Here is a 22,798-nt window from a genome sequence, read left to right on the forward strand (position 1 = left end):
CGTGGCAACGATCGATCCGAGTTTGCTTTTATCGCAGCGCCAAGCCGCACAACGTGAGACCGGGAAAAGCTCGTTAGGGAAAGATGATTTTTTAAAAATTTTAATTGCTCAATTGCAACATCAAGATCCGTTAAATCCGATGGAAGACCGTGAATTTATTTCGCAAATGGCAAACTTTTCATCGCTTGAACAAATGGTTAATATGTCGAATATGATGGGCAAATTTATTGAGACACAAACGGGCACATCCGAAAAACTTGCAGGCACATTAGATGCATTGCAAAAGCTCATTCAACAACAATCCACACCGTCCTTGGCTCAATATAGCGAATGGATTGGCAAAACCGTCACATGGGATGAACAAAGCGGTGTAGTGAAAGCTGTCGTTCAAAAAGGAACAGACGTATGGTTAGAGCTTGATCAAGGGGAGATCGTGTTAGCCTCTCGCGTCACAAAAGTGTCGCAATAAAGGAGGTGAAAAAATGAATCGCATTCAGTTTTTTCCGCACACCCCATTGATTCCGTCGCAAAAACAGACAGTCGTTTCAACGGAGCGGCAATCGTTTCGCGATGCGCTTGCGGAAGCAGGAAAAGCATTAAAAATAAGCAAACATGCCCAGCAACGGTTACAAGAACGAAATATTCACATTAACGAGGAACAATGGGCGGTGATTGGACAAAAAATTGTCGAGGCAAAACAAAAAGGTGTGCGCGACTCGCTCGTCATTACAGATGAAGCTGCCTTAATCGTGAGCGCTGTCAATCAAACGGTCATTACAGCGATGCATCGGGAAGAAGCACAGAGCCAATTGTTCACAAACATTAACGGAGCCATTATTATATAAGGCCGGACCTTTATAGGAAGCCTTCGAGCGTGCGGAATGACAGAAGCCGCTCAAACAACGAAAAGGAGAGGATTATTATGTTACGTTCCATGTTTACTGGAATTGGTGGTATCCGCAACTTTCAATATAAATTAGATGTAATTGGTAACAATATTTCTAACGTCAATACGTATGGCTACAAAAAAGCGCGCGTCACATTTAAAGATCTCGTTTCCCAACAAATTTCTGCCGCGACATCATCGACAGGAACGCGCGGGGGAATTAACGGAAAACAAATCGGATTAGGAAGCGGGCTCGGTTCGATCGAAACGATTCATACGCAAGGATCAACGCAAACAACAGCACGCCCACTTGACTTAGCACTCGGCGGCGACGGCTTTTTCGTCGTTGGCTCGATTAATGATGTAACGCTAATTAGCATGGACGGTCCAGCTGGGAAATTAGGAACAAATAAAGTAAATACAGGTGTACCGATTGATCGTGTATTTAACTTAAGTTTTACACGTGCGGGTAACTTTTATTTAGATGAGTACGGTTATATCGTTAACTCGGACGGACAATATTTAATTGGGGAAGCTGCGATTAAAGATGTAGATACAGTCCTTGCAAATGCTTCCCATGTGGCTCAGGCGAGACGTGATTTGGACACATTTCTTAATAGCACGAATGGTCTTGTGAACTTTATAAAGAAGTGGAAGGATGAGTTTACGAAAGACCCTGATAATAACCCAACTACACAAACAGATTTCACTAATTTTATTAAAAACTTTAACAATGAACTCAAAAGTCTAAACGAAAAAATTACAGGAAAGACAGATCCAGATGATCAAACGCTTGCTGCGGCTGGGACGTATTTCAATGATCGTGTATCTCCGAAAGCAAGTATTAATCCAGTTCCGCTACTTCCAGAAAACGATGCCGATTGGCCGGATACGTTAGCGGAGGCTGAAAAAATGATGGGACCGTACTTAGAAGGGATTAGCGGTTTTGTGGAAAGCGTCCAGCAAGTATTACAAGATTATAGCGAACCGAAATACGGAAATGTGACAAGCTTTGAGCCAGGATTAATTCAAATCCCGAAAACGGCAAAAAGCTTCGGGATTACGGCGGATGGAAAAGTGACGTTCATTGATAGCAATGGGCAATTAAAAATTGCAGGACAAATTTTATTAGCACAATTTCCAAATCCGAGCGGTTTAGAAAAAATGGGCGGGAATACGTTTAAAGAAACAAACAACTCTGGTAAGCTCGACCGAAATGCCAACGGGTTGACGATTAATGAGTTATCACGACCTGGTTTGAACGGCGCAGGTGAAATTATTTCTGGTGCGCTTGAAATGTCCAACGTTGATTTATCTGAAGAGTTTACAGAAATGATCGTCGCTCAACGTGGATTCCAAGCAAATACGCGCATTATTACAACATCGGATGAGATTTTACAAGAATTAGTTAACTTAAAGAAATAATAAGGGAGGGAGGGCACTAGGCTCTGTCTAGTGCCCACATACATATGATTACATTAACTCGTCTAAATGGAAAACCATTCACACTGAATGCCATTTACATAGAGCAAGTTGAAGCGTTCCCAGACACGACTATTACGTTAACGAATGGCAAAAAGTTTGTCGTGCGGGAGTCTGTGGAAGATGTTATGTTATTAGTAGAAACGTTTTATCGTAACATTTCTGTTCTCGGATTAAGGAGAGATGCGGAGGGATCCGACATTGAAGGACAATAAAATGTTAAAAATGATGCTTATTGTTATGGGGGTTATTACGCTTGTTAGCGTCGTCGCCCTTGTTGTTGTCATGAAATTTATGGGCAATGATGAGCCGAAAGAACCGACGGTTGATGAAATTGTCGCCAGTTCGTTTGATGTACCTGAAATGATGACAAATTTAATGGACGGAAGTTTTATTAAAATTGCGTTTAAAGTTCAAACAGATAGTAAAAAAGCAAAAGAAGAAGCGGAAAAACGCGATTTTCAAATTAAAAACATCATTATTGAAGAGCTATCAGAAATGACAGCGGAGCAGTTTAAAGGAAAACAAGGAAAGCTCCTTTTAGAGAAAAAACTGCGCGAACGTATAAATGAGCTTATGCAAGAAGGAAAAGTTGAGAAAATTTATATAACCTCCTTTATTCTCCAGTAAATAAAATGAATAGGAGCAGGAGGTGAGAACGGTGTCAGGAGAAGTTTTATCGCAAAGTGAAATTGATGCCTTGCTGGCGGCGCTATCTGCTGGAGAGATGAGCGCGGATGAGTTGAAAAAAGAAGAAGCAGAGAAAAAAGTAAAAGTGTATGACTTTAAACGGGCGTTGCGGTTTTCGAAAGACCAAATTCGCAGTTTAACGCGCATACATGAAAACTTTGCTCGGTTATTAACGACGTTTTTTTCCGCGCAGTTGCGCACGTACGTGCAAATTTCAGTCGCATCAGCTGACCAATTGCCGTATGAGGAATTTATTCGTTCCATTCCGAAAATGACCATTTTAACAGTGTTTGAAGTTCCACCGCTTGATGGGCGCGTACTGTTAGAAGTGAACCCTAATATCGCTTATGCGATGCTTGATCGCGTACTAGGTGGCAGAGGTGTCAGTTTAAATAAAATCGAAAATTTAACTGAAATTGAAACAAAAATTATGTCCAACTTGTTTGAAAAAGCGTTTAGCAACTTACGTGAAGCGTGGGAGTCTGTCGCGGACATGGATCCGATGCTCACAGACTTTGAAGTCAATCCACAATTTTTACAAATGGTATCACCAAATGAAACGGTTGTTGTCATTTCGTTAAATACACAAATTGGTGATACGAGTGGAATGATTAACATTTGTATCCCACATGTTGTGTTAGAACCAATTATCCCGAAATTATCTGTTCATTATTGGATGCAAACGCAAAAGAAAGAGCGTGAACCAGAAGAAGTTGAAGCGTTACAAAAGCGGTTAAGACAAACGAAAGTCCCGATGATCGCAGAGCTTGGTACGTCAACTATTTCTGTCCAAGAATTTTTGCAACTTTCCGTTGGCGATGTCATTCAGCTTGATCAAACGGTGCGCGATCCGCTCATCATTAAGGTAGGAGAGGTGCCGAAATTTATTGGGCAGCCTGGAAAAATGAATAAACGACTAGCTGTACAAATTTTAGATGTCATAAAGGGGGAAGACGGCGATGATGAGTGACGATATGTTATCTCAAGACGAGATTGATGCGTTGTTGCGAGGAATTGATGAAGATCCGATGCCGTCTAGCACAATGTCGATCGATGAAGTGTTAACACCAATTGAACAAGATGCACTTGGTGAAATTGGAAATATTTCATTTGGCAGTTCCGCGACAGCGTTATCGATGTTATTAAATCAAAAGGTTGAAATTACGACGCCGAGCGTTTCACTTATTGAACGAGCGCGCGTGGCAGAAGAGTTTCCGCATCCGTACGTTGCGATTCAAGTTAGTTATACGGAAGGATTTTTAGGAACGAATTTACTTGTCATTAAACAATCTGATGCCGCGATTATCGCAGATTTAATGATGGGGGGAGATGGTACAAATCCGCCTGCCTTTATGGATGAAATTCAACTAAGTGCTGTACAAGAAGCGATGAACCAAATGATGGGTTCAGCTGCGACATCGATGTCCACAATTTTTAGTAAAAAAGTTGATATTTCACCACCAACCTTACACTTGCTTGATTTATCGGAAGGCGAAGGATTTGAATATTTACCGCCGGACGACGTGCTTGTAAAAGTATCGTTCCGTTTAAAAGTAGGTAACTTAATTGATTCTAACATTATGCAATTGTTGCCGATTCATTTTGCGAAAGAATTAGTCGAAAATTTATTAAATCCGTCTAGTACAAATGCACAAACATCAGCTACAATAAATACGAACGAGCCACGTCAAACCGCGCCATCCGCACAAACGCAACCAGCGCCTTCATCGGCTCAACAAACGCAAAAGGAAGCTCCTCAGCATTTTGGCGTAGGAGCTGTGCAGCAGCCTGTCAACGTTCAGCCTGTTGCTTTTGCAAGTTTTGAACCAGCGCCATTGCCAGAAGCCGAGACGCGCAATCTCGACATGTTGCTTGATATCCCGCTGCAAGTGACGGTAGAGCTCGGGCGAACGAAGCGCTCTGTACAAGACATTTTAAGTTTATCGTCAGGTTCTATCATTGAACTCGATAAGCTGGCTGGTGAACCGGTTGACATTTTAGTGAACAATAAATTGATCGCGAAAGGCGAAGTTGTTGTCATTGATGAAAATTTTGGGGTACGTGTGACAAGTATTATTAGCCAAAGCGATCGGTTAAACAAATTACGATAATTTGGGAGGTTTTTGGAGAATGGCGAGAATTTTAATTGTTGATGATGCAGCATTTATGAGAATGATGATTAAAGATATTTTAACGAAAAACGGACATGAAGTCGTCGCAGAAGCAGCAGACGGAGCGCAAGCGGTCGAAAAATATAAAGAGTTTCGCCCTGACTTAGTCACAATGGACATTACGATGCCAGAAATGGATGGCATTACGGCGCTGAAAGAAATTAAAAAAATTGACAGCAACGCCAAAGTCATTATGTGTTCAGCTATGGGGCAACAAGCGATGGTTATTGATGCAATTCAAGCAGGAGCAAAAGACTTTATCGTCAAGCCGTTCCAAGCAGATCGCGTCATTGAAGCGATTAACAAAACGCTCGGTTAGAGGTGGAATTCATTGCGCTATATTCGCATCATCATGTTGTGCGCGTTCGTTGTTCTGCAAGCAGTTTCTCCTGCTTTTGCAGAACAAGCGAATAGCGTAAAAGAATGTGTAGAACATCCAGAAAAGTGTAAAGGACAACAAGCGGACAAGGCAACGGAATCGGAAATCGTTGCCCAACCGTCTCCGATTACAGTTTGGGACTTTGTCAAACTGATTGCTGCAACGGCTTTTGTTATATTTTTGTTATATGCGCTTTTAAAGTGGTTAAATAAACAAAACCGATTTTATGAGCGAAAAGGTCTTATCCAACATTTAGGTGGGACAAGTTTAGGAACGAATCGAACGATTCAAATCGTGAAAGTCGGTCGACGCGTATTTGTTGTCGGTGTAGGTGAGTCGATCCACTTATTGAAAGAAATTACAGATGAACAAGAAATCGAAGAGTTGCTTAAGCAACATGAAGCGCGTCTTGATTCATTGCTTGATACGAACGTATGGAAATCGCTCCAATCGCTTTTGCAACGAAAAACAAACGAACCTCGCTTTCGCCAGTTGTTTGATCGAGAATTACAACAGTTGGCTGAAAAGCGAAAACAGGCGATGAGAGCGCTCGAAAAAGAAAGGGATTCACATGAATGAAGTGATGCAGTTTTTTAATAATAGCGCGCCTGAAAACGTAGCAACATCTGTCAAACTGTTATTGCTCTTGACGGTTTTGTCGATTGCGCCAGGCATTTTAATTATGGTGACATCGTTTACGCGCATCGTCATTGTTTTATCGTTTGTTAGAACGGCGCTCGGCACGCAACAAATGCCGCCAAACCAAGTCATTATTGGACTGTCGCTATTTTTAACGTTTTTTATTATGGCGCCGACGTTTCAACAAATAAATCGTGACGCTTTGCAGCCATTGTTTGATGAAAAAATTAATTTAGAGCAAGCTTATGAACGAGCCGAAGCACCGCTAAAAGAATTTATGAGCAAACATACGCGTCAAAAAGATTTAGCTTTATTTTTAAGCTACGCAGGGGCTGAACAGCCAAAGACGGTACAAGACATTCCGATGTCAGCGCTCGTCCCCGCTTTTGCGATCAGTGAATTAAAAACAGCGTTTCAAATCGGCTTTATGTTATTCATCCCGTTTTTAGTTATTGATATAATTGTTGCAAGTGTATTAATGTCGATGGGAATGATGATGTTACCGCCGGTTATGATTTCGTTGCCGTTTAAAATTTTATTGTTTGTCCTAGTGGATGGTTGGTATTTAGTCGTAAAATCATTATTAGAAAGTTTTTAAAGTAGGTGGGAAAATGAGTCCCGATTTTGTCATTCAAGTTGCTGAGCGTGGCGTATATATGGTGCTAATTGTATGTGGACCGCTTATGTTGCTGGCGCTTGCCGTCGGATTGTTTGTCAGCATTTTGCAAGCGACGACGCAAATTCAAGAACAAACGTTAGCATTTGTTCCAAAAATTGTTGCTGTGTTAATTGGTTTAGTTTTTTTCGGACCGTGGATGCTTTCGCGCATGATTTCATATGCATACAACATTTTTAATAACTTAAGCAAATTTGTAGGATGAAGCGTATGGAGTTATACACGTATGTACCGACGTTTTTGCTTATTTTTGCGCGCGTCGCTTCGTTTTTTGTGACGATGCCGCTTTTCTCTTATCGTAACATACCAAACGTTCATAAAATCGGTTTTGCTTTTTTTATCAGTTGGCTCATGTTTTTTTCACTTGATCCAAAGCCATTAAATATTGACGGAACGTATATGATGTTGCTAATGAAAGAAGTGCTTGTTGGGCTACTTATTGGGCTTGTTGCTTTTATGATCATGTCAGCAATTCAAATTGCAGGCGGATTCATTGATTTTCAAATGGGATTTGCGATCGCAAACGTTATCGATCCGCAAACAGGCGCCCAAAGCCCATTAATGGGACAATATTTATACACGCTTGCTTTGTTTTTTTTGCTCGCCGTCAATGGACATCATTTGTTGTTAGACGGTATTTTTTATAGCTATCAGTTTATTCCGCTCGATCATCTCATTTCTTTCGGGAATGGACAAATCGCAGAACAAGCAGTTCGTTTATTTCAAGCGATGTTTGTTATTGCATTGCAAATGGCGATTCCGATTGTCGGTTGTTTATTTTTAGTTGATGTAGCGCTTGGCATTGTGGCGCGTACTGTTCCACAAATGAACATTTTTGTCATTGGACTACCTGTGAAAATTATCGTTAGTTTTGTTTTGTTTGTCATTGTGTTTTCAAGTATGTTTGTCGTTACAAAACAATTGTTTGAATTCACCTTTATGTCGATGCGCGGCATGATGAAACTATTAGGAGGCGCGTAGCGTGAACTGGCTGTCCGTTGATTTGCAGTTTTTCGCCGCAGAAAAAACAGAAAAAGCAACGCCGAGAAAACGGCAAGAAGTGCGTAAAAAAGGACAAGTAGCAAAAAGTGCGGATGCGACCGCTGCCTTTTTAATGCTCGTTGTTTTTCTCGTTCTTTCGTTTTCTTCGGGCGTATGGGGAGATGCGGTTGTACGGCTATTTCGCCAGTCGTTTCAACATTACTTTTTTATGGACGTCACGGTCGATTCTGTGCATCTCATTTTCGTTGATCTTCTGCGACAACTTGCTATGCTCGTCGGACCAATTTTTTTAGCTGCGATTGCCGCGGCACTATTTGCTAATTTTGTACAAGTCGGTTTTTTATTCACGACGGAACCGTTGCAAATGAAATTAAGTAAACTCGATCCGATTCAAGGGTTTAAGCGCATATTTTCACTTCGTGCGCTTGTGGAATTGTTAAAGTCCATTTTAAAAGTATTGTTTGTTGGTGTTGTCACATTTTCTGTTTTATGGCTACACATCGACGATATTTTATCACTATCCCATAAATCCATTGGCGCAAGCGCGGCTACGCTTGGACGTTTAACGATTCAAATGGGGATTGCTGCTTCTGTCGCTTTACTGTTTCTTTCGCTGTTCGATTATTTGTATCAACGGTACGATTTTGAAAAAAATATTCGTATGTCAAAGCAAGACATTAAAGATGAATACAAAAAGACAGAAGGTGATCCATTAATTAAATCGCGCATTAAGCAAAAGCAACGGGAAATGGCAATGCGTCGCATGATGCAAGAAGTACCGAAAGCGGATGTCGTCATTACAAACCCGACACATTTTGCGGTTGCGTTAAAGTATGATGAACAACAAGCAGATGCCCCAATCGTTGTCGCTAAAGGAGCAGACTATATGGCACAAAAAATAAAAGATATTGCTAAAAAAAACGATGTCATGATCGTTGAAAATCGTCCGCTCGCCCGCGCATTATACGATCAAACCGATGTCGGGATGGTCATTCCAGAAGCGTTTTTTAAAGCGGTGGCGGAAATTTTAGCGTACGTCTATAAAACGAAAAATAAACTTTAATTTCATGTATGTAGACAGGAGAGAACGTTTATGTCGGCAAGGGACTTATCTGTATTACTTATGGTTGTATTAATTGTAGCGATGCTTATCATTCCTCTACCATCATGGTTGCTTAGCGTCCTCATTATTATGAATATTTCTCTTGCGTTGCTCGTTCTCTTAACATCAATGAATATGCGCGAACCGCTCCAATTTTCGATCTTCCCTTCGCTTCTCCTTTTGCTTACATTATTTCGCCTCGGTTTAAACGTTTCAACGACTCGTTCGATTTTAAGTAAAGGAGAAGCAGGGGGAGTTGTTGAAACGTTTGGAACGTTCGTTATTGGTGGAAATGTTGTTGTCGGTTTCGTTGTGTTTTTAATTTTAGTTATTATTCAATTCGTTGTCATCACAAAAGGGGCAGAGCGCGTATCTGAAGTTGCGGCGCGCTTTACGCTCGATGCGATGCCTGGAAAACAAATGAGCATTGATGCGGATTTAAATGCGGGCATCATCTCTGAACAACAGGCGAGAGAACGACGCGAAAAAGTTGCGCAAGAAGCTGATTTTTATGGTGCGATGGACGGAGCAAGCAAATTTGTTAAAGGTGATGCCATCGCAGGAATTATTATTGTGTTAATTAATATGCTATTTGGAATTGTCATCGGTATGGTACAACAAGGGATGGATATTGGGGAGGCGGCAAGACGATATACACTATTAACTGTTGGAGATGGAATTGTTAGCCAAATTCCAGCGCTATTAATTTCAACAGCGACAGGAATTGTCGTCACGCGTGCCGCTTCCGATGATAACTTAGGTGCCGACATTATGCGGCAACTGTTTGCTTATCCGAAAATGCTATATGTCACAGCAGGGACGATTTTTTTACTCGGATTGTTGACGCCAATTTATGATTTATTAACGATGCCGATCGCGGCTTTGCTTGCTTTTGGAGCATATCAATTAACAAAACAAGCGCATGTGTCTGAAACAACACAAGAAGAAACAGAAGAAGAAATCGAAATGGATCAAATGAAAAGCCCAGAAAGCGTCGTTAGTTTATTAAGCGTTGATCCGATTGAGTTCGAGTTTGGATATGGATTAATTCCGCTTGCTGACGCGAATCAAGGTGGGGATTTATTAGATCGTATCGTCATGATTCGTCGCCAACTTGCTTTAGAGCTTGGTATCGTTATTCCAGTTGTTCGTATTCGCGATAACATTCAACTGCAACCGAATGAATATCGACTAAAAATTAAAGGGAATGAAGTGGCACGAGGGGAGTTGCTGCTTGATCATTATTTGGCGATGAGTCCGGGCATTGAAGATGATTCGATTGAAGGAATCGATACGGTTGAGCCAGCATTCGGCTTGCCGGCAAAATGGATTTCTGAAGAAATGAAAGAGCGAGCTGAAATGTTTGGATATACAGTTGTTGATCCTCCGTCTGTCGTATCGACACATATAACGGAGTTGTTAAAAGCGCATGCGCATGAGTTGCTTGGTCGTCAAGAAACGAAGCAGTTAATCGATCATGTGAAAGAATCGTATCCTATTTTAGTCGAAGAAGTGACACCAAATCCGTTATCGGTAGGCGACATTCAAAAAGTGCTGGCGAATTTATTGCGTGAAAAAGTATCGATTCGCAATTTGCCGGTCATTTTTGAGACGCTTGCGGATTTTGCTCGAATGACGACAGATCCAGATCTTTTAACAGAATACGTTCGTCAAGCACTCGCCCGTCAAATTACGAGCCAATATGTGGTTGAAGGTCAACCGTTACGTGTCATTACGTTATCAGGAAAAGTCGAAAAAATGATTGCCGAAGGTGTGCAACAAACGGAGCACGGTAATTATTTAGCGCTTGATCCCGTTGTTTCACAAGCAATTATTGAAGCAATTGCGATGCAAATTGAGCAATTTCCTTTTCAAGATCAATCGCCGATTTTGCTTTGCTCGCCGGCTGTGCGCATGTATGTGAGACAATTAACCGAACGATATTTCCGTCACGTTCCGGTATTGTCGTATAATGAACTTGAAGCCAATGTGGAAGTTCAAAGTGTTGGGGTGGTGAATGTGGAATGAAAGTAAAAAAGTTTGTTGCTTCGTCTATGCCAGAAGCGATGAAAATGATTCGTGCGGAACTTGGAAATGATGCTGTTATTTTAAACTCGAAAGTTGTACACAAAAAAGGTTTTTTTGGATTGTTTTCCCGAAAAAATATTGAAGTGATTGCTGCTGTTGATCCAAAACCAACCACTCCGCCTGTTCAAAAAATGAAAGAAAAACGAAAAGAGCGCACAGAACCGTTGCGTGATGAACAGCTATTAAAAGAAATTCATGAATTAAAGGCGACGATCCGTCAATTGTCACAAGGAGGGGGAGTTGAGCATTACCCCGCTTCGTTGAAAGCGATAGATGCCCATTTAATTGATCAAGAAGTAAGCGATGATGTGCGAGCGATGTTTATGTCTACGTTGTTGCAACGATGGTACACGTCGGGTGCGAACGGATCGGATGACGAAGTAAAGAAATGGCTTTATGAGGAAATTGTAAACACATTATCTTCTCTTTCGTTCGGCGGTATTTCTTTTCAAAAAAAATTTGTCAACGTTGTTGGACCGACGGGTGTTGGCAAAACGACAACGCTTGCGAAAATGGCCGCCGATTGCGTCATTAAACATGGAAAAAAAGTCGCGTTTATTACGACAGATACGTATCGTATTGCCGCGATCGATCAGTTAAAAACATATGCCAAAATTTTAAATGTTCCACTTGAAGTATGCTACAATCTTGAAGATTTTCGCCAAGCGAAAGAAAAGCTCGCGTCATACGATATTGTATTTATTGATACAGCCGGACGAAATTTTCGTAACGCTCAATATGTGAACGATTTAAAAGAAATGATTGATTTTAATGAAGAAATGGAAACGTTCCTTGTATTATCACTTACAGCAAAATGGCGGGATATGAAAGACATTTACACGCAGTTTTCCATTATTCCGATTCATAAATTTATTTTTACGAAAGTCGATGAAACGAGTCGACACGGAGCGATGTTAAATATGATGATCCAGTGCGGCATCGGTGCAGCGTATATGACGCACGGGCAAAACGTACCTGATGATATTGTTGAAGCTACTCCACAGCTTGTGGCAAATATGGTTACTGGGGTCGAGCAATGATGATGAGAGATCAAGCGGAAAGCTTACGTTTACGTGTGAAAAAAATGCAACATGGAGCAGAAACGAAAGCGATTGCTGTATTGAGCGGCAAAGGTGGCGTTGGAAAGTCGAACGTTTCGTTAAACTTTTCCTTAGCGTTGCGCCAACGAGGAAAACATGTATTGTTGTTTGATATGGATATTGGCATGGGAAACATCGATATTTTACTTGGACAAACGTCATCTCATACAATTATGGATATTTTTCGTCCAAACGTTACTATTCATGATATTATAAAAACAGGACCAGAACAGTTATCGTTTATTGCAGGGGGAACGGGATTAACGGAAATTTTTCATATGGATGGGCAAAAAGTCGAATATTTTATTGAACAATTGCAACTCGTTTCCGAGCAATACGACTATCTCATTTTCGATATGGGAGCGGGTATGTCTGAAGATCGTCTTCAGTTGCTCAAGGCAGTAGATGATATTTTTATCGTAACGACACCTGAACCGACCGCGTTGACAGATGCATATGCAACAATGAAATACATTCATGTAACGGCTCCCCAACTCCCGATTTATGTGTTAGTCAATCGCGCACGTTCGGATAAAGAAGGAGCTGAAACGTTGCAACGTTTAAAACAAGTGGCGAAACGGTTTTTAGGAAAAGAACTACATGCGTTAGGTTATGTACCAGAAGATCGAATAGTAAGCACTGCTGTCATTCGTCAAACGCCTTTTATTTTGTTTGACCCAGGCGCGAAGGCGAGCAGGGCGCTTGTGCAAATGGCAGATCGCTATTTAGCAAATGAAGAACATGAAGAACAAGCGAAACGCCCGTTTCACTTTTTTGCCAAGCTGCGTCAATACTTTTTAGAAAGGTAGGTTATCATCGCTGTGAAGAAAGCAAAAGTGCTCGTCGTTGATGACTCGGCTTTTATGCGAAAATTAATTAGCGATTTTTTGTCCGAACATCCGCGGCTGCACGTTGTCGGTACAGCACGTGACGGACAAGAAGCGTTACAAAAAATTGAGAAATTAAATCCGGATGTCGTGACGCTAGATGTTGAGATGCCTGTCATGAACGGGCTTGAAACGTTAAAGCATATTATGCAGAAACGACCTCTTCCTGTCGTGATGATCTCAAGCACGACGACAGAAGGGGCGGAAAATACGATTTTAGCGTTGCAATACGGGGCGGTTGACTTTATTGCGAAGCCTTCCGGAGCGATCTCGCTAGATTTATATAAAATCAAAGATAAAATGATCGAAAAAGTGCTTTTGGCAAGCGAAGCGAATTTACGAACGGTGAAAACAAAACAAAAAATGTCTATGTTGCCACAAAAGCAATATAGTAAAATAGAGGTAAGTGAACGACAAAATGTAAGTGGAAAGAAAAAAATCATCGCGATCGGTACATCAACAGGTGGACCGCGTGCGCTTCAACACGTATTAACAAAATTTCCAGCAACGATTGCCGCACCGATTTTAGTCGTTCAACATATGCCAAAAGGGTTTACAAAGTCGTTAGCGACTCGACTTGATTCATTATGTCACATTCGCGTCAAAGAAGCAGAAGATGGTGAAATTATTCAAAAGGGGACAGCGTATATCGCACCAGGAGGAAAACATTTATGTGTCAAACGTGTCGGCACATCGCTTGCCATTCATCTCGATGAAGGAACACCGCGAAACGGACATCGTCCTTCTGTTGATGTCATGTTTGAATCGTTAAGTGTGTTCACAGATTACGAGAAAATCGCTGTTATTATGACAGGCATGGGTTCAGACGGTACAGCAGGATTAAAACAATTAAAGTCTTCGGGTAAGACGTTTGTTATTGCAGAATCTGCCGAATCTTCCGTTGTATTCGGCATGCCTAAGTCAGCCATTGCTGCAAACGTTGTTGACGAGATCGTTCACGTGGACGATATTGCTGAAGCGGTAATGAAACACGTACAAGTTTGAGGGGGATAGGAACAATGGACATGAGTCAATACCTCGAAGTGTTTATTGATGAAAGTAAAGAGCATTTACAAACAATTAACGAGCAACTGCTAGAACTGGAGAAAAATCCAGACGATGTGTCGATCGTCAATGAAATTTTCCGCTCCGCCCATACGTTAAAAGGAATGTCAGCAACGATGGGATTTGAGGACTTAGCAAATTTAACACATCAAATGGAAAATGTACTCGATGCGATTCGTAATGGGAAAATTGCGGTTACGCCTGAGCTGCTTGACGTTATTTTTCGCGCTGTTGACGATTTAGAAGCGATGGTCGTTTCCATTGCAGAAGGCGGAGATGGAAAACGTGACGTCGCAGAAGTTGTTGCGCAGTTAAAGCAAATTGAAAAAGGAGAAGCCGTTGTAGCACAAAAAAGCACTCCAACATATGAACAAACATACGATGAGTTTGAATACACGATTTTAAAACAGTCGGCTGAACAAGGGTTCCACAGTTATGAAGTGACGATCAAACTGCGCTCTGACTGTTTATTAAAAGCTGCCCGTGTATTTATGATTTTTGAAGTGATTGAACAAGTCGGGGAAGTGATCAAGTCTGTTCCGACTGTTGAAATGCTTGAGGCCGAACAGTTTGACGATCAATTTGTTGTGACGGTAGTGACAAAAGTATCACAAGATGAATTACAAAAGCGCATTATGAAAGTATCTGAAGTAGAAGAAGTAAACGTCCAACCGGTTGATTTACATAGACCTGTTGCGCAGGAAAATGCGCACGAAAAACCGGTGGAACAAAAAGAAGAGCCAAAAACAGTTGAACAAGTTGTGGAGAAAAAACAAGAAGGACAAGAAGAAAAAGCGATCGGAAAGCAAGTAAGCAACAAAACGATTCGCGTCAATATTGAACGTCTTGACGTATTAATGAACTTATTTGAAGAACTTGTCATTGATCGCGGTCGACTAGAACAAATTTCGCGTGAGTTAAACAACCCTGAATTACATGAAACAGTTGAACGGATGTCGCGCATTTCAGGAGACTTACAAAACATTATTTTAAATATGCGCATGGTGCCTGTTGAAACGGTATTTAACCGCTTTCCGCGGATGGTTCGTCAATTAGCTCGTGATTTAGGAAAGAAAATTAATCTTGAAATTATCGGAGCAGAAACGGAGCTCGATCGCACAGTGATTGATGAAATTGGCGATCCGCTTGTTCACTTGTTGCGCAACGCGATCGATCATGGCATTGAAACACCAGATGTGCGTCGGGCGAAAGGGAAACCGGAAGAAGGAACAGTCAAACTCAAAGCATATCATAGCGGCAACCATGTATTCATTGAAATTGAAGATGACGGTGCGGGCATTAGCCGTGAAAAAGTGTTGAAAAAAGCCATTAGTAAAGGCGTTATCTCGGAACAAAACGCAGCCAATTTAACGGATAAGCAAGTATATGAACTTATTTTTGCTTCAGGTTTTTCAACAGCGGATAAAGTATCTGACATTTCAGGACGTGGTGTCGGATTAGATGTTGTAAAAAGTACGATTGAGTCGCTTGGTGGATCGGTATCGATTGACTCGGAAGAAGGGATCGGTTCAGTCTTTTCGATTCAGCTACCGCTTACATTATCGATCATCTCTGTCATGCTAGTTGAAATTCAAAACGAAAAATATGCGATTCCGTTGTCATCGATTATCGAGACAGCCATTGTGAAAAAAGAAGATATTTTACATGCTCACAATCAAAAAGTTATTGATTTTCGTGGAAAAGTTGTTCCGCTTTTATTCTTAAAAGATATTTTTGAAGTGCCGGTCATTACAGAAGAAGACGATTTCTTATCGGTCGTCATGGTGCGTAAAGGTGAAAAAATGGCTGGACTTGTCGTCGATTCATTTATCGGTCAACAGGAAGTGGTGTTAAAATCGCTTGGTAACTACTTAACGTCCGTGTTTGCGATTTCTGGGGCAACGATTTTAGGTGACGGACAAGTCGCGCTCATTATTGATTGCAACGCGTTAATTAAGTAGGAGCAAGCGAGAGGGGGAATGAAATGTGGCTGAGCTGAAAGTAATTGTGTTCCAACTAAAAGACGAAGAATACGCGATTCCGGTTCAACAAGTGCGCTCGATTGAAAAAATTCAACATATTACACGCGTTCCACGCGTTCCGAAATATGTAAAGGGCGTCATTAATTTGCGTGGAGTCGTTACACCGATTATCGATTTACGCATGCGGTTTGGATTGGAAGAAGCGACATTTTCCGATCATACGCGCGTCATTATCGTCGCGCTTGATGATATGGAAGTCGGTTTAATTGTTGATGCGGCAAACGATGTCGTTGATATTTCAACAGAAGCGATTGAACCGCCGCCAGAAGTAGTTGATGCAACAACAGCAGACTATATTAACGGTGTTGTAAAAATCGGAAAGCGCCTATTTATTTTATTAAACTTAGAAAAAGTATTAAAAACAGAGAAAGGATAAATCGTCCATGTCATATTTTGAACGGATGAATGCCGTCCATATGGACATACTAAAAGAAATTGGAAATATTGGTGCGGGTCACGCAGCAACAGCGTTATCAAAGCTTTTAAATAAAAGAATTGAAATGACGATTCCTGATGTGCGCATCATTTCTTTTGATGAAATGATGGACATTGTCGGAGGAGCTGACAATGTCGTTGCTGCTGTTTTTTTGCGTATTGAAGGAGATGCACCGGGCAATATGTTTTTCGTATTATCAATCGAGCAGGCGGAACGATTTATTCAACAAATGATTGGTGACGAACAGTTTAAATTACAACAAGATTGTTCAGAACTATCGTTGTCGGCATTGCAAGAGCTGGGTAACATTTTAGCTGGTTCGTATTTATCATCTTTATCAGATTTTACCAATTTAAATTTACATCCATCTGTTCCGGCGCTCAGCATTGATATGATCGGTGCAATTTTAAGCTACGGATTAATTGAAATGTCGCGCGTCGGTGATCATGTCATCGTCGTTGATACAGCCATTCATGAAGAACATCAGCCGGATGATCGTGTCAATGGCCACTTTTTCCTACTTCCTGACCCTGAATCATTTCGTATCATTTTTCGGGCTTTAGGTGTGGACGATGATGAGTGAAATTGTTCAAGTAGTGAAAGTCGGGATTGCTGACATGAACGTTGTAAAAGCGCCACATGTCATTCGTACATGCGGGCTTGGCTCGTGCGTTGGTGTGGTCGTATATGATTTAGCAAAAGAAGTGGCCGGGATGGCGCACGTCATGTTACCTGATTCATCGTTAGCAAAATCTGACCAAATGAATGTAGCCAAATATGCCGACACTGCGATTGAAGAGTTAGTACGGCGCGTCATTGAGGCAGGGGGAAGGAACGGTCATTTGAAAGCGAAGATGGCTGGTGGTGCACAAATGTTTCAGTTTCGCACAGGAACGACGGATATGATGCGAATCGGACCGCGCAACGTTGAGGCTGTTCGCCAGCAGCTTCAACGCTTTCGCATCTCTGTTGTTGCGGAAGACGTTGGGGGAAGTAGTGGACGGACAATTGAATTTCATCCGAAAACAGGTATATTGCTCATTCGAACAGTAAATCAAGGGGTACGGGAAATGTAATGACTGGTACATGGAAATTTAACATTGGCTTTGCTTTATTCGGCTGTATGATCGCCTTTTTTTCTTCACTATTGCAAAATAGTATATGGACATCTACAATACGGGCGTTCATTACATTTGTTGTTTTCTTTGTCTTTGCATTTATTGTTCGCTGGATGATCGGATTTATCCAAAGAGATGAATCAACATCGAACGTTTCGTTTGCACAACGGAATGACACTGAAGTTGAACAGATGATTGAAGACTTAAGTGAAGAAGAACAACAAAAAGTAGCCGAGTATATTCGTCAATTATTAAGTCACGAAGACAAATAGTAGCTTAGGGGGGATGATATATTGTGCTGGCAAAAGTGGATTGATGCCCGCGATCGTGAGGCGGGCAACCAACTGATTGAAAAGTATATGCCACTTGTCGATTATCACGTACAACGTATGGCTTCATCCCTTCCGAAAAGCGTGAAAAAAGAAGATTTAAAAAGTTTAGCGCTACTCGGTTTATACGATGCGCTTGAAAAATTCGATCCTTCGCGTGATTTAAAGTTTGACACGTATGCTTCATTTCGTATTCGTGGCGCCATTTTAGATGGTTTGCGCAAAGAAGATTGGCTTCCCCGAAGTGTGCGAGAAAAAGCGAAAAAAATTGAAGCGACAATTGAGCAGTTGCAACAAATGCATATGCGTGACGTTAGTGCCGAGGAAGTGGCTCACGCGTTAAATATATCAGAAGATGAAGTATACGCAATCATGAATGAGCAATTTTTCGCGAATATTTTATCGCTTGATGAGCGACCGTTTGACGATGACGATGATCAATCATCGTTTACGATACGTGATGACCGATCGCCATCGCCTGAAGAGCACATATTGCGAGAAGAACAAATTGCTCAACTAGCAAACGTCATACAACAATTGAATGAAAAAGAACAGTTAGTCATTAGTTTGTTTTACAAAGAGGAACTGACGTTTACAGAAATCGGGCATATTATGGGACTGTCGACGTCACGGATTTCCCAAATTCATGCAAAAGCTTTATTTAAAATGCGCAAACTGATTGAGCAAGCGATATGACAGTCCTTCATCAAACAATTTTTATGAAGGAAGTGAAACGATGAGCTTAAAGTTAGTCGAGTTACAAGTAGCGTTGCCGAAAACGCATGAGCTCGGAAAGTGGCAAGAACATATGCAACAGTACGGACAGCTTGCTCAACAACAGCTTGCAACAGAAATGAAAAAACAAGACGAGCGTATTCGGCAGCAAGTGACGAAAGCTGAACAAAGCGAACGTGCCAAATGGAAAAAGCAATCTGAGAAGAAAGAAAAAAGCAAACATCCTTACAAAGGAACGCATATTGATTTTACCGGATAAGAGGGATGATATGACAACGTTTTTATGGTTTATTAGCTTTGTTTTGCATGGTATTTCGCTCTTTCTTATCATCCTTTTATCTTTAAGATGGGTGAAAATTAAAGAGACGGAAAAAGAGCAAGCGGAGCTTATTCGCGAAATGGAAACGATGATGACAACATATTTAATGCAGTTTAAAGAAGAAAATGAACGATTTGTGAAACAAATTACATCATCGACTGTTCGCCAACATTTTCGTTCGTTGCGAAAAGAACAAATGTCTCCTCCAGTTGAGCATGTTGTTGATCGGATCGAATTATCGTCAACTGCGCCAAAGGAAGAGCAACCGCTCGAGTCGCTTGTTTCAGAAGCATTAAAACTTCAACAACAAGGAAAAACGATCGATGAGATCGCGAAGACGCTCAAACGTGGCAAAACAGAAATGGAGCTTTTGCTTAAATTTCACCAAAAGTAGTTGAATGTGCTTTTTAATTATGATATAGTTCTACTTGGTGTGAATACACACGCTCATCGATTTAAGCAACGGTGCTGCATTGCAGTCTTGCTTAAAAATGACATGAGCGGAGGAAAAAAACCGTGTAGGAGGATGAAAGATGTCTGTCATTTCAATGAAACAATTGCTTGAAGCAGGGGTTCACTTCGGGCATCAAACACGTCGCTGGAACCCGAAAATGAAAAAGTACATTTTCACTGAGCGCAATGGTATTTATATCATTGACTTACAAAAAACAGTGAAAAAAGTAGAAGAAGCGTATAACTTCGTCAAAGAACTTGCGGCAAACGGTGGTAAAATTTTATTCGTTGGTACGAAAAAACAAGCGCAAGATTCTGTGAAAGAAGAAGCAGAGCGCTCTGGCATGTTCTACGTGAACCAACGTTGGTTAGGTGGAACGTTAACAAACTTTGCGACTATTCAAAAACGCATTAAACGCTTAAAAGAAATCGAAAGAATGGCTGAAGATGGCACATTCGATGTATTGCCTAAAAAAGAAGTGGTAAAACTAAAGAAAGAGTTAGAGCGTCTTGAAAAGTTTTTAGGCGGTATTAAAGAAATGAAAGAATTGCCAGATGCATTATTTGTCATCGACCCACGCAAAGAGCGCATTGCCGTTGCAGAAGCTCGTAAATTAAACATTCCGATCATCGGAATCGTGGATACAAACTGTGATCCAGATGAAATCGACTATGTCATTCCTGCGAACGACGATGCGATTCGCGCTGTGAAACTTCTTACATCTAAAATTGCTGATGCGATTTTAGAAGCAAAACAAGGCGAAGAGGCCGTTGTCACAGCTGAGTAAGCATGTGAAAGGTGATAAGAGGGGGAGCCTTTTATCACCTTTTTTTAAGAAAATCGGGCATAATAAGCATACGAACCATTTCGGTTTGTGTACATACGATTTGGCACATAAAAAGGAGGATGTTTAATATGGCAATTACTGCTCAAATGGTAAAAGAATTGCGCGAAAAAACTGGCGCAGGAATGATGGACTGCAAAAAAGCGTTAACAGAAACAAACGGTGATATGGAAAAAGCGATTGACTGGCTTCGTGAAAAAGGAATGGCAAAGGCAGCGAAAAAAGCGGATCGCATTGCAGCTGAAGGGACAACATTAATTGAAGTTGACGGAAATGCAGCTGTCATTTTAGAAGTAAACTCTGAAACAGACTTCGTTGCGAAAAACGAAGGATTTAAAACATTAGTAAAAGAATTAGCAGATCATTTATTAAAACATAAGCCTGCAACAGTAGAAGAAGCGTTGCAGCAAAAAATGGATAACGGTGCGACAGTAGAGGAACATATCAACGCAGCGATCGCTAAAATTGGTGAAAAAATTACGTTACGTCGCTTTGCAGTTGTAGAAAAAGATGATCATGCAGCGTTCGGTGCATATTTACACATGGGTGGTCGCATTGCCGTATTAACAGTATTGGAAGGTACAACAAATAGCGACATTGCAAAAGATGTAGCGATGCACATTGCTGCGATTAATCCAAAGTACGTCTCTCGCGATGCAGTATCTGCGGAAGAAATCGCTCGTGAGCGCGAAGTATTAAAACAACAAGCATTAAATGAAGGAAAACCAGAAAACATCGTTGAAAAAATGGTTGAAGGTCGCTTAGGCAAATTCTTTGAAGACATTTGCCTACTTGAGCAAAGCTTTGTAAAAAATCCAGATGTAAAAGTACGTCAATTTGTAGAATCTAATGGCGCAACTGTAAAAAGCTTCATCCGTTACGAAGTAGGCGAAGGTATTGAAAAACGTCAAGATAACTTCGCTGAAGAAGTTATGAGCCAAGTTCGTAAGTAATGAATACAAATAGGGAACACATATGTGTTCCCTATTTTTAAAGAACGGTATGGAGGTTTACAATGAAAAGCCCAAAATATAAACGTGTCGTTTTAAAATTAAGCGGTGAAGCGCTAGCTGGTGATCAAGGATTTGGCATTAATCCGTCTGTCATTAAATCTATTGCGCAACAAGTAAAAGAAGTAGCAGAACTAGGAGTCGAAGTTGCCGTTGTCGTTGGGGGCGGAAACATTTGGCGCGGAAAAATCGGCAGTGAAATGGGAATGGATCGCGCCACAGCTGATTACATGGGCATGTTAGCAACGGTGATGAACTCGCTTGCTTTGCAAGATAGCCTAGAGCAACTTGGTGTGCAAACGCGCGTACAAACGTCTATTGAAATGCGCCAAGTGGCAGAGCCGTACATTCGTCGAAGAGCGATTCGTCACTTAGAGAAAAAACGTGTCGTCATTTTTGCGGCAGGAACAGGGAATCCGTACTTTTCGACAGATACGACAGCTGCGCTTCGTGCTGCAGAAATTGAAGCGGACGTCATTTTAATGGCGAAAAACAACGTAGACGGTGTATATAGCGCCGATCCAAAAGTAGACAAAAATGCAGTGAAGTACGATGAACTTTCCTACTTAGATGTGATTAAACAAGGGTTAGGCGTCATGGATTCAACCGCTTCATCGTTATGTATGGATAACGATATTCCACTTATTGTTTTCTCGATCATGGAAGAAGGAAATATAAAACGTGCCGTATTAGGCGAAAATATCGGAACAATTGTAAGGGGGAAATAATATGCAAGTATTAACGAACGCGAAAGAAAAGATGGATAAAGCGGTTCAAGCTTTTTCACGTGAACTTGCAACGATTCGTGCAGGTCGTGCGAATCCTGCATTATTAGAAAAAATTACAGTCGATTACTACGGCATGCCGACACCAATTATTCAGTTAGCAGGCATTCAAGTGCCAGAAGCGCGCCTTCTTGTTATTCAGCCGTATGACAAATCCGTATTAAAGGAAATCGAAAAAGCGATTTTAGCATCAGATTTAGGTTTAACACCTTCAAACGACGGTTCAGTCATTCGTATTTCCATCCCACCGCTAACGGAAGAGCGCCGTCGTGAGTTGGTGAAGTTAGTAAAAAAATATGCGGAAGAAGCGAAAGTCGCTGTGCGCAACATTCGCCGCGATGCAAATGATGAGTTGAAAAAGCTAGAGAAAAATGGCGAAATTACAGAAGATGAGTTGCGTGGTTATACAGAAGACATTCAAAAATTAACAGACGATCATATCGCAAAAATTGATGTGATTACGAAAGAAAAAGAGAAAGAAGTGATGGAAGTATAAGTCCCTCTATGTTTATAGAGGGTTTTTTGTTATAATTACAAAATAGGGCGCACAGCCTAATCA

At 41.1% G+C, this 22,798-nt stretch carries 29 protein-coding genes; all 29 read left to right on the forward strand.

All coding sequences use genetic code 11. The features are described 5' to 3' along the window. Window position 1 precedes the first annotated feature (1 nt). The 29 genes from flgD (at window position 2) to frr (ending at window position 22,735) form a co-directional block, all read left to right on the forward strand. A complete protein-coding gene (flgD, locus tag ACYQY7_RS01750; RefSeq protein WP_461200433.1) occupies window positions 2–469 on the forward strand; it encodes a flagellar hook assembly protein FlgD in 468 nt (155 codons plus the stop codon). Window positions 470–482: 13 nt separating this feature from the next. Continuing rightward, window positions 483–845 (forward strand): TIGR02530 family flagellar biosynthesis protein, encoded by a 363-nt coding sequence (locus tag ACYQY7_RS01755; RefSeq protein ID WP_461200435.1) that lies wholly within the window; start codon window positions 483–485, stop codon window positions 843–845. Window positions 846–922: 77 nt separating this feature from the next. After that, window positions 923–2,311 (forward strand): flagellar hook-basal body complex protein, encoded by a 1,389-nt coding sequence (locus ACYQY7_RS01760; protein ID WP_461200436.1) that lies wholly within the window; start codon window positions 923–925, stop codon window positions 2,309–2,311. Between the two features lie 44 nt (window positions 2,312–2,355). Beyond that, on the forward strand, window positions 2,356–2,583 hold the full coding sequence (locus ACYQY7_RS01765; protein ID WP_461200437.1) for a flagellar FlbD family protein: 228 nt from the start codon (window positions 2,356–2,358) through the stop codon (window positions 2,581–2,583). A 1-nt stretch (window position 2,584) separates the two neighbouring features. After that, the gene (fliL, locus tag ACYQY7_RS01770; protein WP_461200503.1) at window positions 2,585–2,998 is read left to right on the forward strand and encodes a flagellar basal body-associated protein FliL; all 414 of its coding nucleotides are present in this window, start codon (window positions 2,585–2,587) and stop codon (window positions 2,996–2,998) included. A 31-nt stretch (window positions 2,999–3,029) separates the two neighbouring features. Beyond that, window positions 3,030–4,028, forward strand: coding sequence for a flagellar motor switch protein FliM (gene fliM, locus ACYQY7_RS01775; RefSeq protein WP_461200439.1), 999 nt, complete (start codon window positions 3,030–3,032; stop codon window positions 4,026–4,028). Then, complete coding sequence (fliY, locus tag ACYQY7_RS01780; protein ID WP_461200440.1) at window positions 4,018–5,169, forward strand: flagellar motor switch phosphatase FliY; 1,152 nt, start codon at window positions 4,018–4,020, stop codon at window positions 5,167–5,169. The genes fliM and fliY overlap by 11 nt, the downstream gene beginning before the upstream one ends. Before the next feature lie 19 nt (window positions 5,170–5,188). Beyond that, window positions 5,189–5,548 (forward strand): response regulator, encoded by a 360-nt coding sequence (locus ACYQY7_RS01785; RefSeq protein ID WP_003394872.1) that lies wholly within the window; start codon window positions 5,189–5,191, stop codon window positions 5,546–5,548. Window positions 5,549–5,560: 12 nt separating this feature from the next. After that, the gene (gene fliZ, locus ACYQY7_RS01790) at window positions 5,561–6,187 is read left to right on the forward strand and encodes a flagella biosynthesis regulatory protein FliZ (protein ID WP_461200441.1); all 627 of its coding nucleotides are present in this window, start codon (window positions 5,561–5,563) and stop codon (window positions 6,185–6,187) included. Then, the gene (fliP, locus tag ACYQY7_RS01795) at window positions 6,180–6,845 is read left to right on the forward strand and encodes a flagellar type III secretion system pore protein FliP (RefSeq protein WP_461200442.1); all 666 of its coding nucleotides are present in this window, start codon (window positions 6,180–6,182) and stop codon (window positions 6,843–6,845) included. The genes fliZ and fliP overlap by 8 nt, the downstream gene beginning before the upstream one ends. 13 nt (window positions 6,846–6,858) lie before the next feature. After that, window positions 6,859–7,128 (forward strand): flagellar biosynthesis protein FliQ, encoded by a 270-nt coding sequence (gene fliQ / locus ACYQY7_RS01800; RefSeq protein WP_461200443.1) that lies wholly within the window; start codon window positions 6,859–6,861, stop codon window positions 7,126–7,128. Then, window positions 7,125–7,904: a flagellar biosynthetic protein FliR gene (gene fliR / locus ACYQY7_RS01805; protein WP_461200444.1), complete on the forward strand. Its 780-nt coding sequence runs from the start codon at window positions 7,125–7,127 to the stop codon at window positions 7,902–7,904. Before fliQ ends, fliR begins: the two co-directional genes overlap by 4 nt. Before the next feature lies 1 nt (window position 7,905). Continuing rightward, on the forward strand, window positions 7,906–8,988 hold the full coding sequence (gene flhB / locus ACYQY7_RS01810; protein WP_461200445.1) for a flagellar biosynthesis protein FlhB: 1,083 nt from the start codon (window positions 7,906–7,908) through the stop codon (window positions 8,986–8,988). A 30-nt stretch (window positions 8,989–9,018) separates the two neighbouring features. Then, a complete protein-coding gene (flhA, locus tag ACYQY7_RS01815; protein ID WP_461200446.1) occupies window positions 9,019–11,055 on the forward strand; it encodes a flagellar biosynthesis protein FlhA in 2,037 nt (678 codons plus the stop codon). Next, window positions 11,052–12,155 carry a flagellar biosynthesis protein FlhF gene (gene flhF / locus ACYQY7_RS01820; protein WP_461200447.1) on the forward strand — a complete coding sequence of 368 codons (1,104 nt, stop codon included), beginning with the start codon at window positions 11,052–11,054 and terminating at the stop codon, window positions 12,153–12,155. Before flhA ends, flhF begins: the two co-directional genes overlap by 4 nt. Next, on the forward strand, window positions 12,155–13,024 hold the full coding sequence (locus ACYQY7_RS01825) for a MinD/ParA family protein (RefSeq protein WP_461200448.1): 870 nt from the start codon (window positions 12,155–12,157) through the stop codon (window positions 13,022–13,024). The genes flhF and ACYQY7_RS01825 overlap by 1 nt, the downstream gene beginning before the upstream one ends. Window positions 13,025–13,036: 12 nt before the next feature. Further along, window positions 13,037–14,107, forward strand: coding sequence for a protein-glutamate methylesterase/protein-glutamine glutaminase (locus ACYQY7_RS01830; protein ID WP_461200449.1), 1,071 nt, complete (start codon window positions 13,037–13,039; stop codon window positions 14,105–14,107). Window positions 14,108–14,121: 14 nt separating this feature from the next. Continuing rightward, the gene (locus ACYQY7_RS01835) at window positions 14,122–16,128 is read left to right on the forward strand and encodes a chemotaxis protein CheW (RefSeq protein ID WP_461200450.1); all 2,007 of its coding nucleotides are present in this window, start codon (window positions 14,122–14,124) and stop codon (window positions 16,126–16,128) included. Window positions 16,129–16,153: 25 nt separating this feature from the next. Continuing rightward, a complete protein-coding gene (locus ACYQY7_RS01840; RefSeq protein WP_461200451.1) occupies window positions 16,154–16,585 on the forward strand; it encodes a chemotaxis protein CheW in 432 nt (143 codons plus the stop codon). Between the two features lie 7 nt (window positions 16,586–16,592). Continuing rightward, the gene (locus ACYQY7_RS01845; RefSeq protein WP_461200452.1) at window positions 16,593–17,228 is read left to right on the forward strand and encodes a chemotaxis protein CheC; all 636 of its coding nucleotides are present in this window, start codon (window positions 16,593–16,595) and stop codon (window positions 17,226–17,228) included. Beyond that, window positions 17,221–17,721: a chemotaxis protein CheD gene (locus ACYQY7_RS01850; RefSeq protein WP_461200453.1), complete on the forward strand. Its 501-nt coding sequence runs from the start codon at window positions 17,221–17,223 to the stop codon at window positions 17,719–17,721. The genes ACYQY7_RS01845 and ACYQY7_RS01850 overlap by 8 nt, the downstream gene beginning before the upstream one ends. Continuing rightward, on the forward strand, window positions 17,721–18,035 hold the full coding sequence (locus ACYQY7_RS01855; RefSeq protein WP_461200454.1) for a hypothetical protein: 315 nt from the start codon (window positions 17,721–17,723) through the stop codon (window positions 18,033–18,035). Before ACYQY7_RS01850 ends, ACYQY7_RS01855 begins: the two co-directional genes overlap by 1 nt. Window positions 18,036–18,056: 21 nt before the next feature. Further along, the gene (locus ACYQY7_RS01860) at window positions 18,057–18,788 is read left to right on the forward strand and encodes a FliA/WhiG family RNA polymerase sigma factor (protein WP_461200455.1); all 732 of its coding nucleotides are present in this window, start codon (window positions 18,057–18,059) and stop codon (window positions 18,786–18,788) included. Window positions 18,789–18,828: 40 nt separating this feature from the next. Continuing rightward, complete coding sequence (locus tag ACYQY7_RS01865) at window positions 18,829–19,086, forward strand: hypothetical protein (RefSeq protein ID WP_461200456.1); 258 nt, start codon at window positions 18,829–18,831, stop codon at window positions 19,084–19,086. A gap of 10 nt (window positions 19,087–19,096) precedes the next feature. Continuing rightward, window positions 19,097–19,540: a hypothetical protein gene (locus ACYQY7_RS01870; RefSeq protein WP_461200457.1), complete on the forward strand. Its 444-nt coding sequence runs from the start codon at window positions 19,097–19,099 to the stop codon at window positions 19,538–19,540. A gap of 139 nt (window positions 19,541–19,679) precedes the next feature. Continuing rightward, window positions 19,680–20,387, forward strand: coding sequence for a 30S ribosomal protein S2 (rpsB, locus tag ACYQY7_RS01875; protein WP_004891029.1), 708 nt, complete (start codon window positions 19,680–19,682; stop codon window positions 20,385–20,387). Window positions 20,388–20,515: 128 nt separating this feature from the next. Continuing rightward, the gene (gene tsf / locus ACYQY7_RS01880) at window positions 20,516–21,397 is read left to right on the forward strand and encodes a translation elongation factor Ts (protein WP_461200458.1); all 882 of its coding nucleotides are present in this window, start codon (window positions 20,516–20,518) and stop codon (window positions 21,395–21,397) included. 62 nt (window positions 21,398–21,459) lie between these two features. Then, a complete protein-coding gene (gene pyrH / locus ACYQY7_RS01885) occupies window positions 21,460–22,182 on the forward strand; it encodes a UMP kinase (RefSeq protein ID WP_004891026.1) in 723 nt (240 codons plus the stop codon). A gap of 1 nt (window position 22,183) precedes the next feature. Further along, window positions 22,184–22,735 (forward strand): ribosome recycling factor, encoded by a 552-nt coding sequence (gene frr / locus ACYQY7_RS01890; protein WP_035047341.1) that lies wholly within the window; start codon window positions 22,184–22,186, stop codon window positions 22,733–22,735. The last annotated feature ends 63 nt before the right edge of the window (window positions 22,736–22,798 follow it).

It is taken from the genome of Anoxybacillus sp. TBDG-1 (assembly GCF_054815885.1).